This is a genomic window from Chryseobacterium herbae, assembly GCF_025154075.1.
GTDB lineage: Bacteria > Bacteroidota > Bacteroidia > Flavobacteriales > Weeksellaceae > Chryseobacterium > Chryseobacterium herbae.
Genome location: NZ_JAOAMU010000003.1, coordinates 1 through 22,879 on the forward strand (window position 1 = coordinate 1; position 22,879 = coordinate 22,879).

Below are 22,879 nucleotides of genomic sequence, written 5' to 3' on the forward strand. Positions count from 1 at the left end.
ACCAGCGCCGATGGTACTGCGAAAGCGGGAGAGTAGGCCGCCGCCAGTTTTTATTAAAAAGTCTCATACAGTTTTGTGTGAGACTTTTTTCGTTTATACCCATATTAAATCAACTACCTTTGCAATAAGCAATAAGCAATAAGCAATAAGCAATAAGCAATAAGCAATAAGCAATAAGCAATAAGCAATAAGCAATAAGCAAGGTCCTATACAGAAATGTGCGGGACTTTTTTAGTTTGGGCCTATGGTGAAAACGAGTTGTGAGCTATATGCTGCTGCAGGGATTACTACAGAAACACCTGTCATTTGCAATTGTACATTAATTCCAGAATAAGATACGCTATTACCCAATCCTAAAAGTCCGGAAAAGTTTATAGTGCAAAATGCGGTGTCGGCGGACTGCAGTATTTCTATATATGTTGTTCCTCCATTGACAGTTGCAGTACAAGCAAGACAAAGTCCACTAATAGTAGCCGTTCCACCACTTCTTTTTGCGTAAAGATGCAGAGTATTATTCCAGGTTGTAGGATTATAGCGTACACTGATCCTGGCAGCTCCATTGGCGAGAAGATTAAGGAAAGATCCTGGCATGGTACCTGATAGTATAATTGCATTAGTAGCACTTGAATAAGTCCCTCCATAGTTATTCCCTGCTTCGGTAATAGCGGGCACACTTACGGTCCAGCCACTTCCGCTGGGAACTACTGTTTGAGCTTCCAGATAACTACCCATTATTATCGGAATGAAATACAGGTATTTTTTTAAAAGTATATTCCGGAGAAGGCGACTATTGATTTTCATTTTCAAATTTTATTCTGTGATGGTATAGGTGATGATAACAGGAGTATTTGTGTTGGCTGAAAGATTAGCATAAGAACTAATCGCAAGGCTGATCGTAAGCATGTGCCCATTATTAGCACCATTTCCGGTAAATGCACCCCCTATTCCTGTAATAATAGTAGTAGCCGTTGTACTGAGGGTAACCAAACCTGAAGATGTACCCAAAGTCCCTCCACCAGCTCCAGAGGCTGCAGCTGCCTGTACTCGTATATTAATTCCGGCGATGGGCGTATTGATAGATGCCGTAATTCTTCTGGTAAGTCCTCCCGATGCAATAGCCGAAGTATAATTGACCCATTTTGTGGTATTGGCTGCCGGAACCGTTACAGCCTGTCCGGCTTCTGTTGGAGCTGTAAAATTCAATGTAAAGTTTCCTGTAGGTTCTATATCCATCAGTGTGACTACGGGAAGGGTTATAGGCACGGTGGTTTGTGAGAATGTTGTGCCGGATATGAGACCAAAAACCACAGTTATTATATGTTGCTTCAATTTCATTTTTTCTTTTTTAATTCATTATAACCTACTTTGATCATTTCCTGCTGGTATTTAATTTCACTCTGCTGTTTTACGATACGGATAGCTATGTTCTGTGTTTCCGACGGCTTAAGGCTGTACTGAAAAGAATCCGTTGCTATTTTATATCGCTTGTCAAGACCGTTCCTGTACAATTTAATTTTCCACTCTCCGGGGCGCAGATACGTGAAGTCAAATTTTTCACCGATAAATGCTATTTTCCGGTACGTCTGTTCACCGTTTGATGCTTCAATAATGATGCTTTGCCTTTTCTTTTTCTCTGTTTTAGGCGAAAACTGCGCGAAACTGTACGACTCCTTATCATCATTTTCAATAAGTTCGATACTTCCTTTAATGGTAGACGCTCTGGTTAATCCAAAGTTGAATATATTCTGTTTGCCGGTAAGATGTAGTGAAGCCGGTAAAGAGATATTTGTAATATCATTAATATCAGCGGTAGATCGGTCTATCTCCAGAAAATAGTCTCCGGGAACAATATTTTTAAACAGGTAATTTCCATCCTTGTCCGTAATGGATAAATGATTGCCGAGAATCAATCTGATGCCTTCGGTCTTCTTTACACCCAGATTGCCTATGTTTCCTGATAAAGAAGTGTATTCCGCGGTTTTTTGAACAGGAACATTAAGGCGAAGCGTATAGCGCAATGAAAATATAAAATCCTTATCACCAAGCTCGCCCCGCTGCAAAGAATATCTTCCTGACAGATCAAGCTCACTACCCTTGAAAAGTTGTTGATGAAACAGAACCTCAAAAAGATTCCGGTCTCTGAAATATTCCTCAGGCATATAATTATTCTGATAAAAAATACTCAGACTGGTTTTATCTGAAAACCTGCTGAAGATTCTTGCCCCATAATAAACCTGTTTGTCATTCTGCAGCTGATACCTTGAGGTAATCGCATAACTTGCATAAACATTGAAAGAGGTTTTAAATTTTTCAAAAGATATATTAGTAGTATAAAAACTTGAATTTCCATTAAAACCGCTCAGGTAATTATTCGTTTTCCCAAACTGTCCCTGGAGATTCACCTGAAACATTCCGATCTGCTGATCAATACTCACTTTAAAATACTTTTCATAATAATCAAACTGTTTCGGTTCCAGACGGTCTTGGTACTTCTGAAAACCATTATACAAAGTAATCAGGCCGCTTGGAATGTATTTGTACTGAATTCCATACTGTAGAAAACTTCTGTAAGGTGCTGCATAGAATAATGTATCCCGCTGGAAATTCTTTGCATCCTGGAGATAATTTCCAAAGACATTCAGCTTTTTAGAAATCCTGTACTGAAGACTTCCGTTAAATGTGCTGGTATTAGTGAAATATCCCGCAAACTTTGGACTTGCGCGCATATACATCAGATTACCGTTAAACCTTTCATAAGTGGCCTGGGCCTGCGCCATATAAGCCGTTCCTTCCATCTGCTCAGTCTTACTGAATGCAGCTTCTCCGGAAAGAACAATGTTTTTTGAGATCCTGAATTTTCCTGTTGTGTAGGGAAGGTGAGCCTCAGAATCCAGTCTGATATTGCCGAAATTCATTTCACCTTTCCTCGGAATTTTATAAAGATATCCCGCAGTGATCTCTGATTCTTTTCTGATTTTAAAGGTTGAATAAATATTAAATTCATCTTTGATATCCCTGAAAAACCGCGGATGATTGTAAAAACCACCCAGACTAACTTTTTTGAAGTCATAACGGATTTCTGCCCCACGGCCGTATCTTGCAAACTCCGTTAAATAAGAAGCAGAATAGGTTTTGTCACCGAGATGGACAAAAAAATTCTCTCTTTTATAATTGATGAAATACTCTTCGTACTGAGTAAAAGAATTGAATTCAACAGGGTTTTTTGACACCGCATGAAATTCAATCTGGTTTTTATTGTCTTTGTCCAGAGTTCCTTTACCGTATATTTCTCCCTGAAATCCATCCTGATAAATACCCATATTCTTCATTCCGATAAAAGACATAGAAGCGGAAACAGGAAGCCGGTGATAAATATCGTCTTCCACAGGTTTTACCGATATAATTTTTACACTTACATAAGCCGTTTGATTTTCCTTTGGATTATCCTGAGAATACACAGACAGGTTCAGATTCTGAAATTCATTCTGACCAATTTCTGCATTGGTAAGCTTATAAATGCCAATTACTTTTGATTCGTTGGGTCCTAATGTGATGGAGGCATCATGATTTACTACGGCATTTTTGCTTTCCAAAATCAGAGTTTCGGTGATATTTCCATTGTTTTTTAAAAGAAAAGAAGCCTGAATTGTTTCGCCAGCCCGGATAAGCTCCGGTGAATTTAATGCAGTGAGGCTGAGTTTTCGGCTTCCGGAAATGATAACTTTTGAAGTTTTGGTGAAAGTAGTACCGTCATATTGGGCAGTTCCATGCAGAATTACAGAGTAAAGTCCTTGTGCTGCCTCCGCCGAAATACGGATAGGAACAAGATAAACTGTTTTCTCGTGAGCTGAGATTTTAAGTTCTCCTTTGGCTAAAATTGGGGTAAGAAACGGACTCGAAGCCGTAACAGTAAGATCGTAGGTTTTATTTTCATCCGAATTATTTTCCAGCGCAAAGGAAATAGAAGTAGACATTCCCGGCATTAGACTATCTTTTTTACTGGCCAATTGACTTGACTGGTGTTGAGAAAAAATAAGTACCGGGAATAGTGATAACAGGACGATATATAAAATCCAAGTTTTAATCATTCTTTACTTCTAATTCCACATTGAGCGCAAAGGCATTTTCATCTTCATCTGTGGCTATAATGACCGCTTTGTACTGGTCTGCCGGAACTTTGCTGATATCAATGTAGAATGATTTGGAGGTCTGTGGTAATAATCCCATCGCAATGCTCGTATAGCTTCCGATGCGTTCTCCGGTTTTCCGGTTGTAGATTTCTATTGAGGCAGTCGGTTTACAATACAGATTGCCGTTGTTGGCGATGGCTATTTTTGCGATATGTTTTCCTTCTTCCTTCTCAATTTTTACACTTTCAAATTTAAGGTCCGGTTTGGCTTTCTCTGTTTGATAATCAGTGATGACCTGAATGGCATAGCGTACGACAGAAGTGATATTAACACCCGCTTTATCATCGCTTGGTCTTATATCTTCTACAGGTTCAACGATAATCACACTCCAATAACTTCCCGGGTCTACCGATTGATTGGGAACCGTAATTTCATAAAATACTTCAGTTTTTTCCTTTCCCTTCAACGTGATCAGGTTCGTATTGAGTTTGATCCAGTCACCATTCGTTCTGTTATTCGTATGAACCGTAGTATAATTGATGGATCCGTCCGCATGATAAGTAAAGTCCTGTAAAAATAATTTTACGTTCTGAGGTTTACTGCCCGTATTTTCGATCTCCACTTTTCCTTTGTATACTTTTCCGTTTTCTACTTTATAGGCATGGGTAAGACCATTCAGAACGACGATACCCGCATATAAAAAGCTAAACTGCATCATCATAAACATCAAAAGAAAAATACGCTTCATCATAATCATGTAAAGTTTGGAATTAAATCGCAGACCATATAAAACCTGGAAGAAACCGTCGGGCAGTTTCTTCTTGTATTGCTTAAAATTGAGAATAAAAACTAGTTGTCCGAGATCGTGTAGGTAACTGTAGCCACAGTAGTAGCCGTTGCCTGTAGATCTGCGTACACAGCTACACCACCAGGGCCGCTTCCTGCTGCCAGAGCATACGTAAGATTATGTCCGTTATTGGCTCCGTTTCCGGTATAAGCACTTCCGATTCCTGAAATAATAGTTTGATCCGCTGCACTCAATGTGATCTGAGCCGCCGGTGTACCCAATGTACCCGCTCCACTTCCTGTAGCAGCTGCTGCCGTCACGTGGATATCGATTCCCGGAATAAGAGCATTGACTTTCACGGAAACATTACGGGTTGGGTCTGCCACAGATTTGATGGATGAATAATTCAGCCAAAGTGTATTGTTGGACGTACTGGCTGTCACGGGGTTACCTGCTTCTGTAGGTGCTGTAAATCCCAGAGTAATGTTTTTGGTTGCAGCAGGTTCTATGTCTACCAGTGCAACTTCAGGAATGGAAATTGTGATCGTGTGATTGTCAGTATTGGTGTCTTGTGCCTGTAATCCGCTGGAAAATGCGGCGGCAAGAAAGCATACTGCAAGGCTTAGGTTTAATTTTTTCATGATGTTTGTTAATTAGTTAAGTGAATTTAATAAAAATCAGCAAATAATAGCGATAAAATCTGGTTTTTTAAATATTATTATACATTCTTTTACAGTATTGCATTATGTGTTATAATGTTTATATGCAAATTATATAAAACCAGTATATTAAGCTATGATCGTAATCATAAGGAAAGCCTTACACGATCGGTGCAAGGCTTTTATTTTTTTATTAACCTCTGGATTATGCCCAGTGTGGGTCTGAAATAGAAACTTTCCCGGTTTCCACTCTTCCTGCAAAATGCCAGATATGACCGTCTGATCTTACTTTTATATCATACCAGCCTTTATTTTTACTGAGGTCAATTTTTATTTTTTCTTCAGGCTGATGCACAGAAACGGTCTTCTTCGTTTTATCATAGAGATCTTCTAGAATAACCGAAATGGCACCTTTTTTCTTTTTGAAAATCAGCTCTGCTTCATTTTTTGAACCGCTGTTGATCAGCTGTACTTCTATTTCTGGCGTATTATTTCCGCTGAATTTCCGGAAGAAACCATTAGGCCCAAAGACTTCATAATCATAGGTTCCGGGATTCACTGCATGAGAGAGTTCCTGTTTTGAATACAATGCATATGAAAAATGATAATCGTTGCTGTTAAATTTTGTTCTGTCATATAGTAGCAAAGGAACTCCGGCTTCCCTTAAATTCGTCATTTTGATTTTTCCGTTGTCCAGATTGACATGGAAATGATAAGGAAGCGGGTTGGAAGGCTTACTTCCTCTCTCCTGAATTTCAAGCTGACCGTCATTGATTTCATTTTCAGCATACCATTTCAAATTGGGAACTGGCTTGCTTTTGGCAGCATTGATGGTCTTTGTATAATCTTTCTGGTCCAGATAATCCATCTGGGGAGCTTTGGTGTTGGAAGAATTAAAGGCAGAAGTCAGGTCCCCGCAAACCGCTCTTCTCCAGTCACTGATATTGTCAACCTTGACGTCTTTACTGAATTTTTTCTGAATAAATTTCTCCAGAAACTGCAGCACGGAAGTATGATCCGACACTTCTGAATTCACAAAACCTCCTTTCGTCCAAGGTGATGCAATGATCATCGGAACTCTGTAGCCCAAACCAACCGTTCCTTCTATTCTTTCATGGTCTTTCAACGGAAGGACAAACATGTATTCCTGGGATTTATCCACATATTCCACTCCTTCTTTACCGTTCAGATCAACCGGCTGGCTTGGATTAACTGGCGGAGCAAACGGAAGAACATGATCGAAATAACCGTCGTTCTCATCGTAATTAATAATGAAAATAGTCTTTTTCCAGGTTTCAGGATCTTTGGTCAGAATATTTAAAACCTCTGAAATATACCATGCACCGTACCAAGGCGATCCCGGGTGATCCGAAAAATGTTCGGGAGCCACGAGCCAGGAAACCAACGGAAGTTTTTTCTCTTCCACATCTTTCCGGAACTGGAACAGTACATCGCCCTTAGGAACGACTAGCTTTTCTCCGTTTTCATCTTGTCCTGTTTCCAGATTCCAGTAGTCGGGATCATCGATATTGGTGGTGAATGCTTTTTCGTGCAGATTTTTTTCCTTCTGCGAAAGCTTATTGTAATTTTCAGGAGTATATTGGGTCTGATCTTCTTCAAGTTCAGCGATCAGTGTTTCAAATCTTTTCTTCTGATCCGGTTTTTTGGCCATCTCTTCTTTCAGGTAAGCGATGATCTTAGGAATATTCTGATGATAACCTTTTGAAAATTTCACATTGAATTTGGAGAACCATTCAATTGGATTATCCGTAAAATTGCTCAGCCAGGCTTCCTGCTCACCGGACATTCCTTTTGGAAGACTGATCTCGTTCTGATACATCTTCCAGGACACATTCTGTTCCTCTAAAATTTCAGGAAAGCTTTTCCAGTGCGCCTGTTTTGCTTTGTCATAATCAATATTTTCATTGTAAACATTAGCTTTTACTTTTCCGTTTTGCTGTTCTCTTAATGTTCCGGACCAGTGGAAAAGTCTGTTAGGAGTTGTTCCTGTCAGTGATGAACAAAAGTATTGATCAAAAATAGTAAATGCATCCGCCAGCTGATAATAAAAAGGAAGATCTTCCCTGTTATAGTAACCCAATGTAAGCGGAATATTTTTATAGTCTTTATTTCCCGAGGCTTTAAACTGAAGCCACTGATCATATTTTCTTTTATTTAAGGCTTTCTGCTGATCAGACCAGGAGTGAGGCAGAGAGCTCATCCATGTGGATTTTGTATTTCTGAGATCCAGTCTGGCAGGGGAAGCATATTTTCCGGAATCATCTTTTTGAAAGAAAACCGAATGTCCGTCCTGTTTCACGAAAGCTCTTTGGTCTAAAAATCCCCTTACACCTTTTAATGCTCCGAAAGCATGGTCAAAAGAACGGTTTTCCTGCATCAGGATCACGACATGTTCTGCATCATAAAAAGTAGACAGTGCTGCAGGCTCAATGGCCAGTGCTTTTAAAATAGCGGGATGAAGAACGCTTGAAGTTCCCAGTCCGGCCATCAAAAGGCTCGATTTTTCTAAAAATTCTCTTCTGTTCATGTTCAATCAAAATAAGAAATAAACCGCAAGTTAAAAAGGATTTTCCTGCGGTTGATCTGTTTTTATATAAATTTTAGATTCTTACTGAAGCCACCATGGTTTAGAACGGATGTTGTCATTTCCTCCGTATTGAGCCGTCACTGCAGCTTTCAGATTGGTACTGTTGTAGTTGTATTCAGCCTGCGGATATCTGAATCTAAATGGAGCAGAAACTCCGTCTTTCAGTGGATATTCGGGATATCCTGTTCTCAGATAATCATAGTAGGAAGTCCATTGGCTCTGGTGAAACATAGTCATATATTTCTGAGTCATGATTTTTTCCAGACGTTTTTCCAGCAGATCAGAATCACTGTAAACCACCAGTGGCGATGCAAGATATTGATTCACATCAAATCCTGAAAAATATTGTCCCGGATTTTTCACATAGGTCTGATAGAAGCTGAAACTGGCTTTAATGGCATTGTCATAATGCGTTTTTGCAGATCCGGAAATCCATCCTCTGCTGGCAGCTTCTGCAAGAATAAATTCAAGTTCGGAATAGCTTAATATGGAAGAAGGCTCATTGGTCGCATCTTTATAAAAACGGTCGTTGACTTTCGAAATATTTTTTGCAGTGATCAACGCGGCGTTGTCAGAATAGGAAGAATTGGGATCTCCACCGTTATATCCTGTGAAATCTGTAACAGGTTTTCCGGCTTCTTTGGCGCCTGTAGTTTGTGCAGCAAATGTGAAAAGACGCGGATCCTGTCTCAGTTTAAACAGATTGATAAAATAATTGGCCATGTATAAACTTGACCCGTAACCACTGCTGTTGAACATGGTATATCTGCTGTCTGCAGCATCGGCAAATTTAAGTTCTCCGTTATCTGAAATAGAAGTCATTAAAGGCTGATTGTTCGCAATAGAAGCAAATTCAGAGGTTACACTGTAACTTCCCAGGGTCATTTTTTTAGACATGGTGATTAAAATCTTCAGTCTGAAAGAATTGATCAGCTTTTTCCATTTGGTCGCATCACCGTTGTAAATGATGTCACCTTCTATTTTATCGGTGGTATTGATCAGATCATTGGCTTCTTTCAATTCTGATAAAATTCCGGCCATCACGGTTTCCTGGCTGTCATATTTCGGCTGGATAATTCCTGATTCACCTTTCACCGCTTCCGTGTAAGGAATGCTTCCGAATTTTAAACTTAAATTAAAAAAATGATACGCTCTGTAGAATTTACCGATGGCAACGTAGTTCTTATTGTTGATCTTCGCGGCTTCGTCCATCATTTTCCCTACATTCAGAAGACTTTTGGTATAGGGCTCGAAAGTATCATCATTCCATTTCATGTACTGATAGACATTTTCACCGTCTGTCCCGATCATCATTCTGGAAGCATACATATTGTCACCATTCACCTGAAAAGTATTTTTGGAAACATAGGTTAAAAGAACTTTGGGATCTGCTGTAGGCTGATCATTGGGGTTCTCATTGATTTTGTCAAGATCAGATTCGCATGAAGCCAATAGCAAGAGTCCTGCAAAAGCAGCCGATTTTATACTGAATCTTCTGAGCCATTTTGCGGTTGTACCGTTTTGCGGTTTCGCTATTATATTGATATTATTTTTCATTGTTCAGGATACTTATTAATTAAAATTTAAGATTAAATCCGATTCCGATCCATCTGCTGGAAGGATCCTGGATATCATTCACGTCTTTGGAACCGATCTGGTAGTCAGGATCAGAATAAAGGTTTTTCGACTTTTTCCACATCGCCAGATTGTATGCAGAAATATTGGCCGTGAAGTTCTTGATCATTCCTTTCGGATTAAGAAGATAAGAGAAGTCATATTCCAGCACTACAGATCTCAGCTTGATAAAGGTTCTGTCGAAAACATTCGCGAATAATTCACTTTCGTCTTCTGTTACCCTTGCCTGGTAAGGATAGTTCTGTGCCCAGTCCTGGAAGCTGATAGGCTTCGTATGGGGAGTGTACATTCCGGTAGTTGCGTTGTAGTTGACCCCGTCCGGCACGAAATAATACGTTCCCGGATTCGCATATTCAAGATCTCTGTAAGCCGTTGAGTTCGGATGTTTTCCGCCCCACCACATTTTTTCTACCACCTGAGATCTCATGACACCGCCTATGCTTCCGTCGATTCCGATGTTCAGTGAGAACTTTTTATATTTGAAGGTGTTGTTGAAACCAAAAGTCCAGTCAGGATTGAAATGACCCAGGTTGCTTGGTGCATCTGCTCTTGTTGGCATTCCTGTTTTAGCATCCAACACTACTTTTCCGTCCGGAGATTTCTTCCACGTATAATCATAGAAACTGTCCATTCTTTCACCGACCTTGATGTTGTTGTAGTTCGACCTGTTGTCATAGATAGAAGTCAGTTTCTGCTCATACGTGCTCCAGTTAATTAAAGACCTCCATGTGAAATTGGCTGTTTTTACGGGAACCAGGCCTAAAGAGATCTCCAGACCTTTTGTCGTGTATTCGTTACCGTTCACATATTGAGAAGTGAATCCGGATGACGGGGCAGTTGGGAATTCAAGGATATTATTATAGTCCAGCGTTCTGAAATACGTGACATCCAAGGTAAGTCTGTTCTTAAATAACCCGGCACTCAATCCAAGTTCATAAGAGTTGGTCTGTTCCGGTTTTAAAGAGTTTTCAACGTTCAGGATCGTAGGATAATTGAACATCGGGTTTCCGTTAAACGTAGCTCCTTTATTGTTAAAATAATAATTTCGGGTTGAGTATGGTTTGAAATCATATGCTACCTTAGCCCATGAAGCTGATAGCTTTAGAAGACTCACGGCTTCCGGCATTTTCACTAAATTTGAAATCAGTGCACTTACTGACGCGGAAGGATAGAAGTAAGATCTGTTGGCCTTCGGAAGTGTGGAAGACCAGTCATTACGTCCGGAAACGTTGATGAAAAAGGCATCATACAATCCGATATCGATCGTTGAATAAGCACTGTAGATCAGTTTTTCTTTAAGATAATCATAGTATTTTACAGCACCTGTGGAGTTTTCCAATGAATACAGCTCAGGGATCTTCAATCCGTCTGTTGAAGCGTTGTCTATATTGTTTTTATAGTAAAATGTAGAACCTCCGGCATTGATGGTGAAGTCAAAATTATCGGATATTTTTTTCTTGTAGGTAGCCAGTACATCAGAATTCAGATTCCATGTTTTGGTATCGTTCAGAAGATAACCGCCGCTTCTTGGCGCACTGTAGTTGAAGTAAGAATATGGACTTAATATTTTCTGTTCGTTATGATTTTCAACCATGGAAATCTTACCTTTTACGGAGAAATCTTCGGTGGCTTTATATTCCAAACCGGTCTGCGCATTGATCACATTGGTTCTGTTTTTATTTTTATAATACTCAGCCCCGAACCATGGATTGTTGTACCAGGCATAATTCCAGTTGGCCTGTGCAGTACCTTCTTTTCCGGGAATCCACATGTGGTTTTTAAGATCTCTTCCATCTACATCCGCTCCCATCCAGATCAGGATGGTATACATATGACCGCTTGGGTTGTAGTCGTAGTTAGGAATATTAGGTGTAAAAGTCTGATTGAAATTGAATTTGGTATCCAGAGTCAGCTTTTCACCTAAATGATTTTCAGAAGAGAAATTGACACCGTAACGCTGCAAGTAAGAACCGGGAACTCTGTCGTCATAATTCATGAAATTTCCGGAGAGTCTGTAGATGTCCTTATTATTTTTGTAGCTGATCGCGAAACTGTTATTGTTGATGACGGCCGGCTTTAAAAATGTATTTAAATTATCGTGATATTTCCAGTCGATCGGAACTCTTTCATATCTTGATTTATCATTGTACTGCGTTCCGTTTACCGCACCGTACCATGGCGTTACTTGTCCGGTCAGCTTATCTCTGATCGGGCTGTTCCATTGGGCAATTTGCTGTCCCGGAACAAATTTGGGTCCCCAGATCATATCACCATCATTCACACCGCCGTCGGCTCCATCCCAGAATTCGTACTTTCCGTGCGAGCCGTTTCCGTATTCCGTTTGGGTTTTGGGAAGATTCGTGAATCCGGTGGTCACCATTGTATTTTGTGAAAATTCTACAGAGAAACCGTTCTTCTTTGCACTTTTCGTCGTGATCAAAACAGCTCCGTACCTTCCTCTGGAACCATATAGGGCAGAGGCTGTTGCTCCTTTCAGAACATTGATGTTGGCTATATTATTAGGATCCAGATTCTGAAACACTTCTTTTTCTACAATCACCCCGTCGATAACGAAAACCAGATTGGAATTTCCTCTCAGTGTAAATTGTGGAGCCTGCTGCATTCCGGTAGGATTTGAAACATTCAGACCTGCCACCTGTCCGGAGAACAGGTTTCCTATACTTGGAGTGGTGATGGTTTCAAACTGTTTGGTACCCACTTCCTGAGTAGAGTACCCTATTTTTTCCTTCTTTTTGGCGATACCCAAAGCTGTAATAACGACCCCTTCGATCTGTTTTTCATTGGCTTTAGTCAAAACAACAGAATATTGTCTTTTTGAAGAAACTTCCACCGTGTACATGGAAAAATCAGGAGCATAAAACTCAAGGAGATCTTTTGGGTTGGCTGAGATCGTAAAATTACCGTTTTCATCGGTCACCGTAGTTTTTCCGGTGTTTTTGTCGGTAATGTTTACTCCGGGAACGATGGAGCCGTTTTCGGATTTTACATTTCCGGAAATGTTAATTTCTTGGGCAGTAAGATAAAGGGGGAGTAAAAAAACAGCAAAAGTAGCTAAAGTCTTCTTCATTTTTTTGAGGACAAATTTAGCGGTGCAGTGTTACCAGTACTTTAATGTGGTATTAAAATAAAAATACGTTTTTAATATTTTTTAACAGACACATTTAACATAATAATAAAACTGAAAATGTTCGGGTTATTTAATATTTCCTTTTATTTTACTATATATTATATCGCTTATAAAAGCATAATTTTTCCAAAGATGAAGTAGATGTAATTTTTTTTAACACAAAGAAAAACAAAGAATTGACTTTAAATACTTTAAAATAAGATAAACAAAGGCGTTTCACTTATTTCCGAAATACGATTTTTAGAATAAATTAAAGTCCCAAAATTTTTGATGTTTTGTTTTACTTTTGTTAAATGAAATGCCTTTGTTTATCTTTATCAGTTTTGTGTCATTTCAAGAAACCTTTGTTTATCCTTGCGATTATCAAACGTTTAAAACGATATCAAAGTATCAGCGCAAAACCTATCTTTTTTCCAATAATTTAACTGAATATTTTTATTTGGAATTTAAAGAGAATTTATAATTGCGAACTTACCACGTAAAGTTTGAATATCATTCTTCATATTCTAGGAGTGCAAAGAAGAGAATCAATTAAAATTGATTCGATGAAGCGTATGGATAAAACGTCTTCTATTCAGTGGCGCAGCCACATCTCTTTGCTCACCTTGAAACTAGTGCATATAGCAATAAAGCTTTGCGTTAAAAAGTTATTGCAAAGATGCATGTGGAAAAAATGTGGATGAAAAATATGGTCCTAGAATCTACTCAGGATACCCCAGTGAATCTTGATGTCATTAAATTTAAAAGGATTCCCGAACTCATTACCATTCGAAAGCTGGAAACTCATCAGCCCGATCGGGATAAAAAAGTTAAATCCAAGCCCGACACTGTAGAGCTTAGGCTTTACATTTAAAGATTTATTATTGAGCTGTCCGTATTGTCCGAAGAAGTCAAAAAAAGCTTGATTTCCAATGAGATAGCGGTATTCTAAACCTGCGTAATAATAAAAATCAGCGCTGAGGGATTTCTCATTGAAGCCCCGCATAGAATTCCAGCCCCCGAAACGGTACAATTCATTCGCGGAAAACTCAACCTTTGAATCCATCATCGCTCCTTCCCCTTTGATATTAAGAAAATGGTTGCCGGAAATATGATAATTATGTTCCCCAAAGAAATAGAATTGGTTCTGGTTGGCCTTAATATTATCTTTGGAGTAGATCGTTGTCAGATAATCGTATCCCGCATTGATTCTTGTTTTGTACAGGAAAAGGTCAATATCTGTGGGTTCAGTCATTTCATACCAGATCCCGAGACCTTTTTTATTATAATCTTTCCCCTGAACATAAAGCGCATCAATGATACTCGATGTTTCCAAAGTCCCTCGAAGTCCGATTTTATTCCGGTTGTTGATGTGATAATAGAAAGCCGGAAGGAATTTTACGTTGGCGAAAGTAGAATCCTGTCTGAAAATATTAACTTTCAGGTTCATTCCTACATTAGATTTAAACAAATAGGGAATATCAGTCTGAAGGTCAAAAGTCTGCCCTTTATCCGGGTTTCTCTGCCAGTAAAGATTGACGGTTTCAAAACTGTTGAACATATTCCTGAAATTTACATTCAGGGTTCCATTTAGGGTGAATTTCTCCGTTTTGTCATTCCCGAAACCGATCACCCCGTCAAAAGTATTCGTTTTTTTCTTTTCCATAAACAGATAAATGCTTGTGGAATCTTTGGTGAATAACGTTTGAGGTGGTCTTTCGAGTGTAACAAAAGCGTGGTTCTGAAAATTTTTACTGATGGCCAGCAAATTTTTGTCATCGTAGGTTTTCCCTTTGAATTCTTTGTCCAGGTTTTTCATAAACCTTTTCGGAACCCTTTCATAACCTTTGACGACAAAACCATCAATGGTCCGCTTATCATTCTTGTTGATGTCAAGCTCTATGATGGGATATCCGTTTTTCTGACCTTTATATTTAGATTTTAGCCGGCTGAAAGAATAACCGTCATCAATGTATTTTTTACTGATGCTTTTCTTTGTGGAATCTAAATTTTTGGTGAAAAAATCTTTCTGGATTTTTAATCTCTGGGTAATAGAATCAGAAAGTTCTACATACGTTTCGTTGAAGTTTTTTCCTTTGTCGAAGAAAATTTCTGTGCTGTCACCTTTTATTTTTACGTCATTCAGTTTGGTGAAAAAATAATTGCTCTGAGACAGGGAATCCAGAAATTTCACTGCTGAAACGGAATCTTTTACTTTTTTTCTGACCTTCGTTTCCGTATCGATGAGCCAATACTGTTTCTTCTGCGCTTGTACAAAAACGCAGAACAGGATAAAAAATATTTTTAGAAATAACTTCAATGCTCAATTTATCTAAACCATTAACTGATATTGTAAGAATTAATTCAAGCTCATTCTTAACTTTTAATAAATCTTAATGGTTCAAACCTATATTAAATAATTTTTTTAAATAACAGAATTTAGTCCAGTTTATTATACTTCTTCATCAGATTTTCATACGTTCCCTGAGGAAGGATCCATTTCAAAGGAACCCCGATCTTCTGCCCGAATTTACCAAAATAATAATGGGCTTTCCATTTATTTTTATTCAGAAGATTTTCAACGTAAGTAGCGACCTCAAGAGGCTCAGTTCCGTCGCCCACATGGGAATTCATCAAAGCATAGACTTTATCGAATACACTTTTATAAGGCGCGGAAACTTCCGTTCTTACCCTGTTCTCTGCAATATTTGTTTTGATATCACCAAGATGCAGCGAGCAGACATCAATATTCCACGGATAAACTTCATACCTCATCGCTTCCGTTACTTTATCCAGAGCAGATTTTGAAGCAGAATAAAAACCACGGAAAGGAAGTCCCATTTCACTTCCGATACTCGAAATATTAATGATTTTTCCGAATTTATTTTCACGCATTTTCGGAAGAACGGCGCTCATCATCTGGACAGGACCTACAAGATTCAGGTTGAAGAGTTTTAAAATATCTTCCTTGGTAGAATCTTCCACAGCGCCCACCATTCCCATTCCTGCATTATTGATCAGGACATCGATTCTTGATTCTGTTTTTAAAATTTCAGCGATAGCATTCTGAACGGCAGCGTTATCAGTAACATCAGTCGGGATAGACCTGAAATACTGGCTTTCTGTATGTTTTCGGCTTAAACCGTATACTTGATGCCCTTTCTTTCCAAAATATTCAGCCAGTACAAAACCTATTCCTGATGAGGTTCCAGTGATGATGATCGTCATTGAATTGTTTATAATTTTTTAGACTTTTACTTTTTGTTCCGGATGCGGGTGAACCGTTTTTTATCAACTGTCTCAGCCTAAACCGTATTTTCAGCAAATGTAAAAAAAGAAAAATGAACTCTGTGATTTATTTGCGGCTTAAAATCGTTCGGAATGAATATCATTAGGAGATCATCTCCCTATATCAGCCTGAATCTTTCAGAAAAGAATTCTATACATCATGATTTATTAAACTAAATTATTAGTTTAAATGTGATGTGTTTTGAAATCAGACAATTACATTTAGCTTTTAATGAACTATTTTTAAGATACTATTTATTAATAAAAAGATAAGAAAACCTTAATGGAGCGGACAAGAGAGCTTTCCTAATTTTGTCCGAACGTATTATGAAATTATCAAAAAAAATAGCAGCAGTACTGGCTTTTGGTCTGTTTACCCAAAACCAGGCACAAAATTATCTGAAGTATACCGTAGGAAATGCCCATTCGCATAATGATTATCAGCAGGAAATTCCTTTCTGGCAGGCATACTATGCCAACTTTGGTTCTATTGAAGCGGATGTTTTTCTTGTCAAAGGGAAGTTGTGGGTTGCTCATACGGAAAAAGAGCTGTTACCAAACCGAACACTTGAAAACCTTTACCTTGATCCGATATCGAAACAGATCAAATTGAATAAAGGAAATATTTATTCTGATGGTAATAAAAAGCTTCAACTGCTTATCGATATCAAACAGGATTATAAAACGTCTCTGAGTGCTTTGGTGGGTGTTTTGAAGAAGTATCCTGAAATTACGGGTTGTCCCGGAATTAAAATTGTGATCACTGGCGGAAGACCTCAGCCGGGAGATTTTAAAAACTATCCAAATTATCTCTGGTTTGATGGAGACCTTGATACAAATTATACCACCGATCAGTTGAAAAGGATTGGCTTGTTCAGTGCAGACTTTCAGAATCTTGTTCAATGGAACGGAAAAGGAATTCCAAGGGATGAAGAAACGGAAAAGATCAGAAAATCTGTAGAAAAGGCACATGCTCAGCAAAAGCCTGTCCGATTCTACGGAGCCCCTGATTTTACCAATGCCTGGGTAAATCTGATGGATCTTGATGTGGATTATATCAATACCGATCATATTCCTGATCTTAAAAAGTTCATCAATACCATTCCTAAGAATTTTTATAAGAATACAAAGGAGTATGAGGTCTACAATCCGACCTATAAAACAGATAAAACCGATAAGAAAGTTAAAAACGTTATTCTCCTGATTCCGGACGGAACTTCTCTTCCTCAATACTATGCTGCTTTTACGGCCAATAAAGGAAAGCTGAATGTTTTCAATATGAAATCCACCGGGTTATCCAAAACCAATTCTTCGAATGCCTACATCACAGATTCCGCGCCGGGATCAACGGCATTTGCTACAGGCGTTAAAACCAAAAATACTTTTGTAGGAGTAGATGATCAGGGGAAGGCTTTGGCGCAAATCCCCGATATTATTGCCAGTAAAGGAATGGTTTCCGGCTTAATTTCTACAGGAGATGTTACCGATGCCACTCCGGCGGATTTCTATGCCCATTCAGACAACAGGAACAGCTCAGAACCTATTCTGAAAGATTTTGTCAGTTCTAAAACGAAAATTTTAATCGGAGGACCTACCGGCGGATTGAGCCAGGAGAATGTGCAAAAGATCAAAGATGCCAGGATTGATTTCTACCAGGATCTGAAATCAGTTGGTAAAATAAACAGCCGTACGTTGGTGATTGATCCTTTAGCTTCACAGAGAATAAGCAGCGGAAGAGGAAACTGGCTGGCTGATGCTTTTGATCTTACCATAAATGATTTAAAGGAAAACAAAAAAGGGTTCTTTATGATGGTCGAAGCGTCGCAGACAGATGGTGGTGGACACAGCAATAACCTGGAGCAGCTGGTGACCGAATTGCTGGATTTCGATCATGTAGTAGGAAAAGCGATGAAATTTGCGGATGAAAATAAAGAAACGCTGGTGATCGTCGTAGGAGATCATGAAACCGGAGGTCTGACGCTTTTGGATGGAAGTCTTAAAGAGGGCTGGGTTTTCGGAAATTTCAGTACCAATGATCATACGTCAATTCCATCGAGTGTATTTGCTTATGGTCCCCATTCTCAGGAATTCACAGGGCTGTTTGAAAACACGGAGATCTTTAATAAAATACTGGAAGCGTACGGAATCCGAAGTAAATAGCTATTCATAAATTGTGGATAACTCTGTGGATAACTCTATGGACAACGTAAAAAAGAAATGAGCAGGATTTTTATTCTGCTCATTTATATTGTTGATAATCAATAGTAAATTTCTCTTTTTAAACCGGGAATTTTAAATTTGTTTTCCCCAATCCTGAAATTGTTCATTTTGATCAGAGTTTTAAAAGGATGGATCAGTTCTTTGTGAATATCTTTGGGGATCACTTTTACATCCTCATCACAGGAAGCGTGTTCTTCATCCACAATTACTTTTCCTGTGGAGAAATTAATCTCGTTCAGATAATTGAAATCACAGGTATCTTCAAATCTGTCGGATGAACCGATGAGGTAAAAATCAGCGTTCTGAAATCTGAAGGTGTGTTTATAAGTCTGCGTATGCCTTGAATTCGTATTGAATATTTGAGTAATAGAAAGACTGTTGTTTTTGATGGATATTTCCGGAGGTGCATTATCTTCCGGGTAAAAACCCATTCCGCTGGAAAAAAGAACCGAGTTGTTCTCCTTCCATATCTTCAGCTGGCCGTCTATGTCTTTTAAGATGAAAAATGATCTCAGGAAATCATCGCGGTCATCCAGATGAGTTTTTTTATCCGTATTGAAAATAATTACGGTTTCATCTTTTCCGTCTTTGTCCAGATCTCCTTTTGCTTCAGCAATTTTTTGATAACCGTTCGGAACTGCAAAGTCTTTCAGGTTCTGGGCATGAAGTCCTAGGACTAACAAGGAAGTGGCGAGAGAGAAAAGTTGTTTCATTTTTAAAGGATTAAATTATGAACCAAAATCTTCTTTCTTTACCTCTGTATCTTCCAGATTACATAGGCATCCTTTGATGGTTTTGTAAACTCCTGTAATATCAGTTGCTTTTCGTTTGCTGTCTGTAACGGTAATTCCTGTAGAAAATGATTCATCTTCCGCAGAATAGGTTCTGAACAGTTGATATTGGTAGTTATTATTGGTAAAGGTCAGATAGTTGAGGTCCATGCCTGCGTTTTGCTTTCCACCGCCTCTGTGGTAAGAACTGTAGGTAAACTGCTTCCAGCTTTCTTTGGTCCTTGTGGCTGGGAATTCCATCTCTACACGATCTTTACTCCCGAATCTATATTGGATGTAGCTATTCTTTTTATCTTTCACCAAAGTCATTTTCTTCCCGTTTTTGGTGTCGAATGAGAAAATAGTTTCCTCATTGGGCAAGAGATATTGCGCCGAAAACACCATCGGAATCATTACAGCAAAAAGCAGAAAAAAATTTCTCATAAAATCTGTATATTTTCAAATTACCGCATCATCAAATCATCACATCAACATATCACCGAATCATCACATCATCCAGATCCTTCCAGAACATCGGATAAGATTTCTCCACCACGTCTTCCTCTTCAATATTGAGTTCTTTAATCAGGCAGAACGGAGCAAAACTCATCGCCATTCTATGGTCCTGATAGGTTCTGATGGAAATGTTGTCTTCCGGTTCTCTAAAATGTATTGATTTAATGGTAAGGTCCGTGATTTCTGTTTCAGTTCCCAGTTTTTTCAGTTCATTATATAAAGCCTGAAGTCTGTCCGTTTCTTTCACCCTTAAAGTTCCCAGTCCGGAAATTTCGAAAGGAATTTTTAAAGCTGCAGCTGTTACACAAAGTGTTTGGGCAATGTCAGGACAGTTGTTCATATCCAGAACAATTTTTTGCGGGAATGAGAAGTCCGGCTCCGGGATCAGCGTAAGTTTATGTTCGTCTTCTGTGAATATTGTTTTAATCCCGAAAAAGTCTTCATAGATCTTAGCAATGGCAGAATCCCCCTGTGTAGACTCTTTGTAAAAACTTTTCAGGTGGATGGTTTCTCTTCCCAGCGCACAGATCGAGTAGAAGTACGAAGCCGAGCTCCAGTCACTTTCCACTTCATAATTCACGGTTGATGATTCACTGTTCTCGTTAAAAGGCTCCACTGTAATGGTATTTCCTTCAAAGCTGTTTTTAATTCCGAATTTGGTCAGAATGTCCAGCGTCATTTCGATATATGATCTTGAAGTGACTTCCCCAACCAGATTAATTTCCAGTCCGTTTTCCAGTTTCCCGGCAATCAGAAGGAGAGAAGTGATGAACTGGCTGGATATATTAGCCGGAACATTCACCTGCTTTTGAGTGATCTTTTTTCCTGTAATTTTTAAGGGAGGAAAGCCTTCATTTTCCAAATATTCGATTTCTGCCCCTAAGTCTTTCAGAGCACTTACAAGGTTTTTGATCGGTCTTTCCTTCATTCTTTTGGATCCGGTAAGAATGGTTGTCTTTCCTTCAAAGATTGAATAATAGGATGCCAAAAAACGCATGGCGGTTCCTGCATGGTGGATATCCACGGTTTCCGTATTTTCAGACAGTGCTTTTTTCAGCAGCTGTGTATCCTGAGAATTGGATAAATTCCCGATCTGTATGTTTTTAAATAAACTTTCCAAAATCAACAAACGATTCGAAATACTTTTCGAACCGCTGATCTGAACTGTTTTATCTGCTGATAATTTTGATTTTTCTAACTTCATTGTTTCTTCAAATTAGAGACATCAGATGACAGGCATCAGATATCAGATTGTTTAAAGTCTGATATCTTATGTCTCATATCTGAAATCTATTTCTATTTCAACTTCTCATTATTCTGATGGCGCTCTTTGTCGCGGTCAGTTTTGATCTTCATTTTTTTGTCGAAAGCTTCCTGCAGATTCACTCCGGTCTGGTTGGCGAGACATAATGTTACAAACAGTACATCTGCCAGTTCTTCACCGAGGTCTTTGCTTTTATCGCTTTCTTTTTCGCTTTGTTCGCCATATCGTCTGGCTATGATTCTGGCTACTTCGCCTACCTCTTCGGTCAGCATAGCCATATTGGTCAGTTCATTGAAATAGCGGACACCGATGGTTTTGATCCATTCGTCTACCTGCTGCTGCAGTTGCGTGATTTCCATTATTGATAAGCGCCAAGCGTAGGGTTAGTGGTTCGCGATACATTCACAATATCAAGAGGTACAGTTCCTGCTACCGTTAAGTTTCCTTTTCCTCTTGCCGGAGATGTCGTTTTTACTCTTAAATTCATCTTCGCAGCAAAATAGTTAAGGAATTGGGGTTCCTGGTTCTTGATGCTCTGGATGACATTAGGACTGGTATCAAAATTAAATCCGGCCTCTGGTACACCTGAATATTTTATTAATGAGTTCTGGATCAGAAATTCAAACTGCTGACCCGGAGTCTGTTCAAAATTCACAGAATTATCTCTGTCTGAATATATGATGCTGTTCTTGATATCAAGACGCTGAAGAGCTCCTTGTTCTGTAGTTCCTGCAGCGTTCTTCCATTCATTGGCAGCCGTAATTCCGTTTCTGTTGAATGATCCCATTGTTTTGGAATAATTGGCAATGGTAGCGTGCGTATAGCTGTGGTTTCCTCCTCTGAAGATCCCGATGCAAGACTCGCCACAATTATTCATGACTAAGTTTTTAGCCGTAACCGTTGAGCCCACTGCATAAATACCGTATTCAAAGAAAGTATGGATGAATGAATTGCTGATATTGGCCGTATTCTGCTTCATATCCAAACCTCTGGTTCCCCCGAAAAGTCTCGCGAAATTCATGTTAAGATTAGAATTAGCTTCCATGCGGATGGAGTTCCAGTTTTTAGGAAGGGTATCATGATCCAGGTCATTTCGGTCTCCGCGGAGAATAACTTCATCATTCAGTGCTCCGTTGATGTTTAGGGTCGCACCTGTGGAAACTTTCATACCGCTTTTGGTATGGAAATACACTTTAGTTCCAGGATCGATATCCAGTGTTATATTAGGATTGATGGTAAGGTCACCATAAATAATCTTCGCTTTATTTTTGTTCCAGACTGTATGGGTGGTGATCTGGTTAGGATTGGTAGGGGTTTGAATGAAGAATTCCGCATCCTGCACCACTGAGAATAAAGTAACATGCTGTTGTCCTGCACCGCTGCTGAATAGAATTTTATCTTCAGCAATAGCTTCAGGGCCGGTCGCTTGTGGAGCAATTTCAACGAAAATATACATACTGTCTTTCTTTCTCAAAGGAACATCTTTAAAATCGTAGCCCGGTTTTCCGTCTACATTGATTCTATATAATGATGCACTTCCTTTTTCCAGATTGATTCTTGGGATAAGAACGTCTTTGTCTTCATTATTATATACCTTTACCAAATACGTCTCAGAACGAACCTGATGATAAACCGTATCACAGAATACCGTGTCCTTTGAAAAACGTAACTGCTGCGAAGGGGCATCAAAAGTAATATCGTCTTTATTACATGATACCGTTACAAGAAGCATCCAGAAAGAAAAAGCCAGTAATAGTTTGAATTTCATCGAAATTAAAGTTTAATAGATTCCAAATTTAACGAAAATACTTTGAATTTCTTATCAATAAAAAAAATTGAATGGAGTATTTGGATATTTAAAAAAATGTTGTATTT

The 22,879-nt window shown here is 38.9% G+C and carries 16 protein-coding genes; 1 reads left to right on the top strand and 15 read right to left on the bottom strand.

Annotated elements, in window-relative coordinates; all coding sequences use genetic code 11:
• Nucleotides 1-231: 231 nt before the first annotated feature.
• The 10 genes from N0B48_RS10125 to N0B48_RS10170 all read right to left on the bottom strand — a co-directional run bounded on the left by N0B48_RS10125 (nucleotide 232) and on the right by N0B48_RS10170 (nucleotide 16,174).
• The gene (locus N0B48_RS10125; RefSeq protein ID WP_259838691.1) at nucleotides 232-801 is read right to left on the bottom strand and encodes a hypothetical protein; all 570 of its coding nucleotides are present in this window, start codon (nucleotides 799-801) and stop codon (nucleotides 232-234) included.
• 9 nt (nucleotides 802-810) lie between these two features.
• Nucleotides 811-1,335 carry a hypothetical protein gene (locus tag N0B48_RS10130; RefSeq protein WP_259838692.1) on the bottom strand — a complete coding sequence of 175 codons (525 nt, stop codon included), beginning with the start codon at nucleotides 1,333-1,335 and terminating at the stop codon, nucleotides 811-813.
• Entirely contained in the window at nucleotides 1,332-4,088 is a 2,757-nt protein-coding gene (locus tag N0B48_RS10135) for a COG1470 family protein (RefSeq protein WP_259838693.1), read from the bottom strand. Before N0B48_RS10135 ends, N0B48_RS10130 begins: the two co-directional genes overlap by 4 nt.
• Nucleotides 4,081-4,881, bottom strand: coding sequence for a WxL protein host-binding domain-containing protein (locus N0B48_RS10140; RefSeq protein WP_259838694.1), 801 nt, complete (start codon nucleotides 4,879-4,881; stop codon nucleotides 4,081-4,083). Before N0B48_RS10140 ends, N0B48_RS10135 begins: the two co-directional genes overlap by 8 nt.
• A 98-nt stretch (nucleotides 4,882-4,979) precedes the next feature.
• On the bottom strand, nucleotides 4,980-5,558 hold the full coding sequence (locus N0B48_RS10145; RefSeq protein ID WP_259838695.1) for a hypothetical protein: 579 nt from the start codon (nucleotides 5,556-5,558) through the stop codon (nucleotides 4,980-4,982).
• Nucleotides 5,559-5,781: 223 nt separating this feature from the next.
• Complete coding sequence (locus N0B48_RS10150) at nucleotides 5,782-8,124, bottom strand: phosphocholine-specific phospholipase C (RefSeq protein ID WP_259838696.1); 2,343 nt, start codon at nucleotides 8,122-8,124, stop codon at nucleotides 5,782-5,784.
• A gap of 81 nt (nucleotides 8,125-8,205) precedes the next feature.
• Nucleotides 8,206-9,741 carry a SusD/RagB family nutrient-binding outer membrane lipoprotein gene (locus tag N0B48_RS10155; RefSeq protein WP_259838697.1) on the bottom strand — a complete coding sequence of 512 codons (1,536 nt, stop codon included), beginning with the start codon at nucleotides 9,739-9,741 and terminating at the stop codon, nucleotides 8,206-8,208.
• A 19-nt stretch (nucleotides 9,742-9,760) separates the two neighbouring features.
• On the bottom strand, nucleotides 9,761-12,907 hold the full coding sequence (locus N0B48_RS10160; RefSeq protein ID WP_259838698.1) for a SusC/RagA family TonB-linked outer membrane protein: 3,147 nt from the start codon (nucleotides 12,905-12,907) through the stop codon (nucleotides 9,761-9,763).
• Nucleotides 12,908-13,661: 754 nt separating this feature from the next.
• A complete protein-coding gene (locus N0B48_RS10165; protein ID WP_259838699.1) occupies nucleotides 13,662-15,266 on the bottom strand; it encodes a BamA/TamA family outer membrane protein in 1,605 nt (534 codons plus the stop codon).
• Between the two features lie 119 nt (nucleotides 15,267-15,385).
• Entirely contained in the window at nucleotides 15,386-16,174 is a 789-nt protein-coding gene (locus N0B48_RS10170; protein WP_259838700.1) for an SDR family oxidoreductase, read from the bottom strand.
• Nucleotides 16,175-16,561: 387 nt separating this feature from the next.
• On the opposite strand from N0B48_RS10170, the gene N0B48_RS10175 reads away from it, so the two are divergent.
• The gene (locus N0B48_RS10175; RefSeq protein ID WP_259838701.1) at nucleotides 16,562-18,394 is read left to right on the top strand and encodes an alkaline phosphatase; all 1,833 of its coding nucleotides are present in this window, start codon (nucleotides 16,562-16,564) and stop codon (nucleotides 18,392-18,394) included.
• 98 nt (nucleotides 18,395-18,492) lie between these two features.
• Here the strand turns inward: N0B48_RS10175 and N0B48_RS10180 are convergent, their stop codons facing one another.
• The 5 genes from N0B48_RS10180 to N0B48_RS10200 form a co-directional block, all read right to left on the bottom strand.
• On the bottom strand, nucleotides 18,493-19,167 hold the full coding sequence (locus tag N0B48_RS10180) for a hypothetical protein (protein ID WP_259838702.1): 675 nt from the start codon (nucleotides 19,165-19,167) through the stop codon (nucleotides 18,493-18,495).
• 15 nt (nucleotides 19,168-19,182) lie between these two features.
• A complete protein-coding gene (locus tag N0B48_RS10185) occupies nucleotides 19,183-19,668 on the bottom strand; it encodes a hypothetical protein (RefSeq protein WP_259838703.1) in 486 nt (161 codons plus the stop codon).
• Nucleotides 19,669-19,720: 52 nt separating this feature from the next.
• The gene (locus tag N0B48_RS10190) at nucleotides 19,721-20,944 is read right to left on the bottom strand and encodes a 3-phosphoshikimate 1-carboxyvinyltransferase (RefSeq protein ID WP_259838705.1); all 1,224 of its coding nucleotides are present in this window, start codon (nucleotides 20,942-20,944) and stop codon (nucleotides 19,721-19,723) included.
• Between the two features lie 92 nt (nucleotides 20,945-21,036).
• Nucleotides 21,037-21,363 carry a nucleotide pyrophosphohydrolase gene (locus tag N0B48_RS10195; protein WP_034731670.1) on the bottom strand — a complete coding sequence of 109 codons (327 nt, stop codon included), beginning with the start codon at nucleotides 21,361-21,363 and terminating at the stop codon, nucleotides 21,037-21,039.
• The gene (locus N0B48_RS10200; protein WP_259838706.1) at nucleotides 21,363-22,772 is read right to left on the bottom strand and encodes a hypothetical protein; all 1,410 of its coding nucleotides are present in this window, start codon (nucleotides 22,770-22,772) and stop codon (nucleotides 21,363-21,365) included. The genes N0B48_RS10195 and N0B48_RS10200 overlap by 1 nt, the downstream gene beginning before the upstream one ends.
• Nucleotides 22,773-22,879 lie beyond the last annotated feature (107 nt).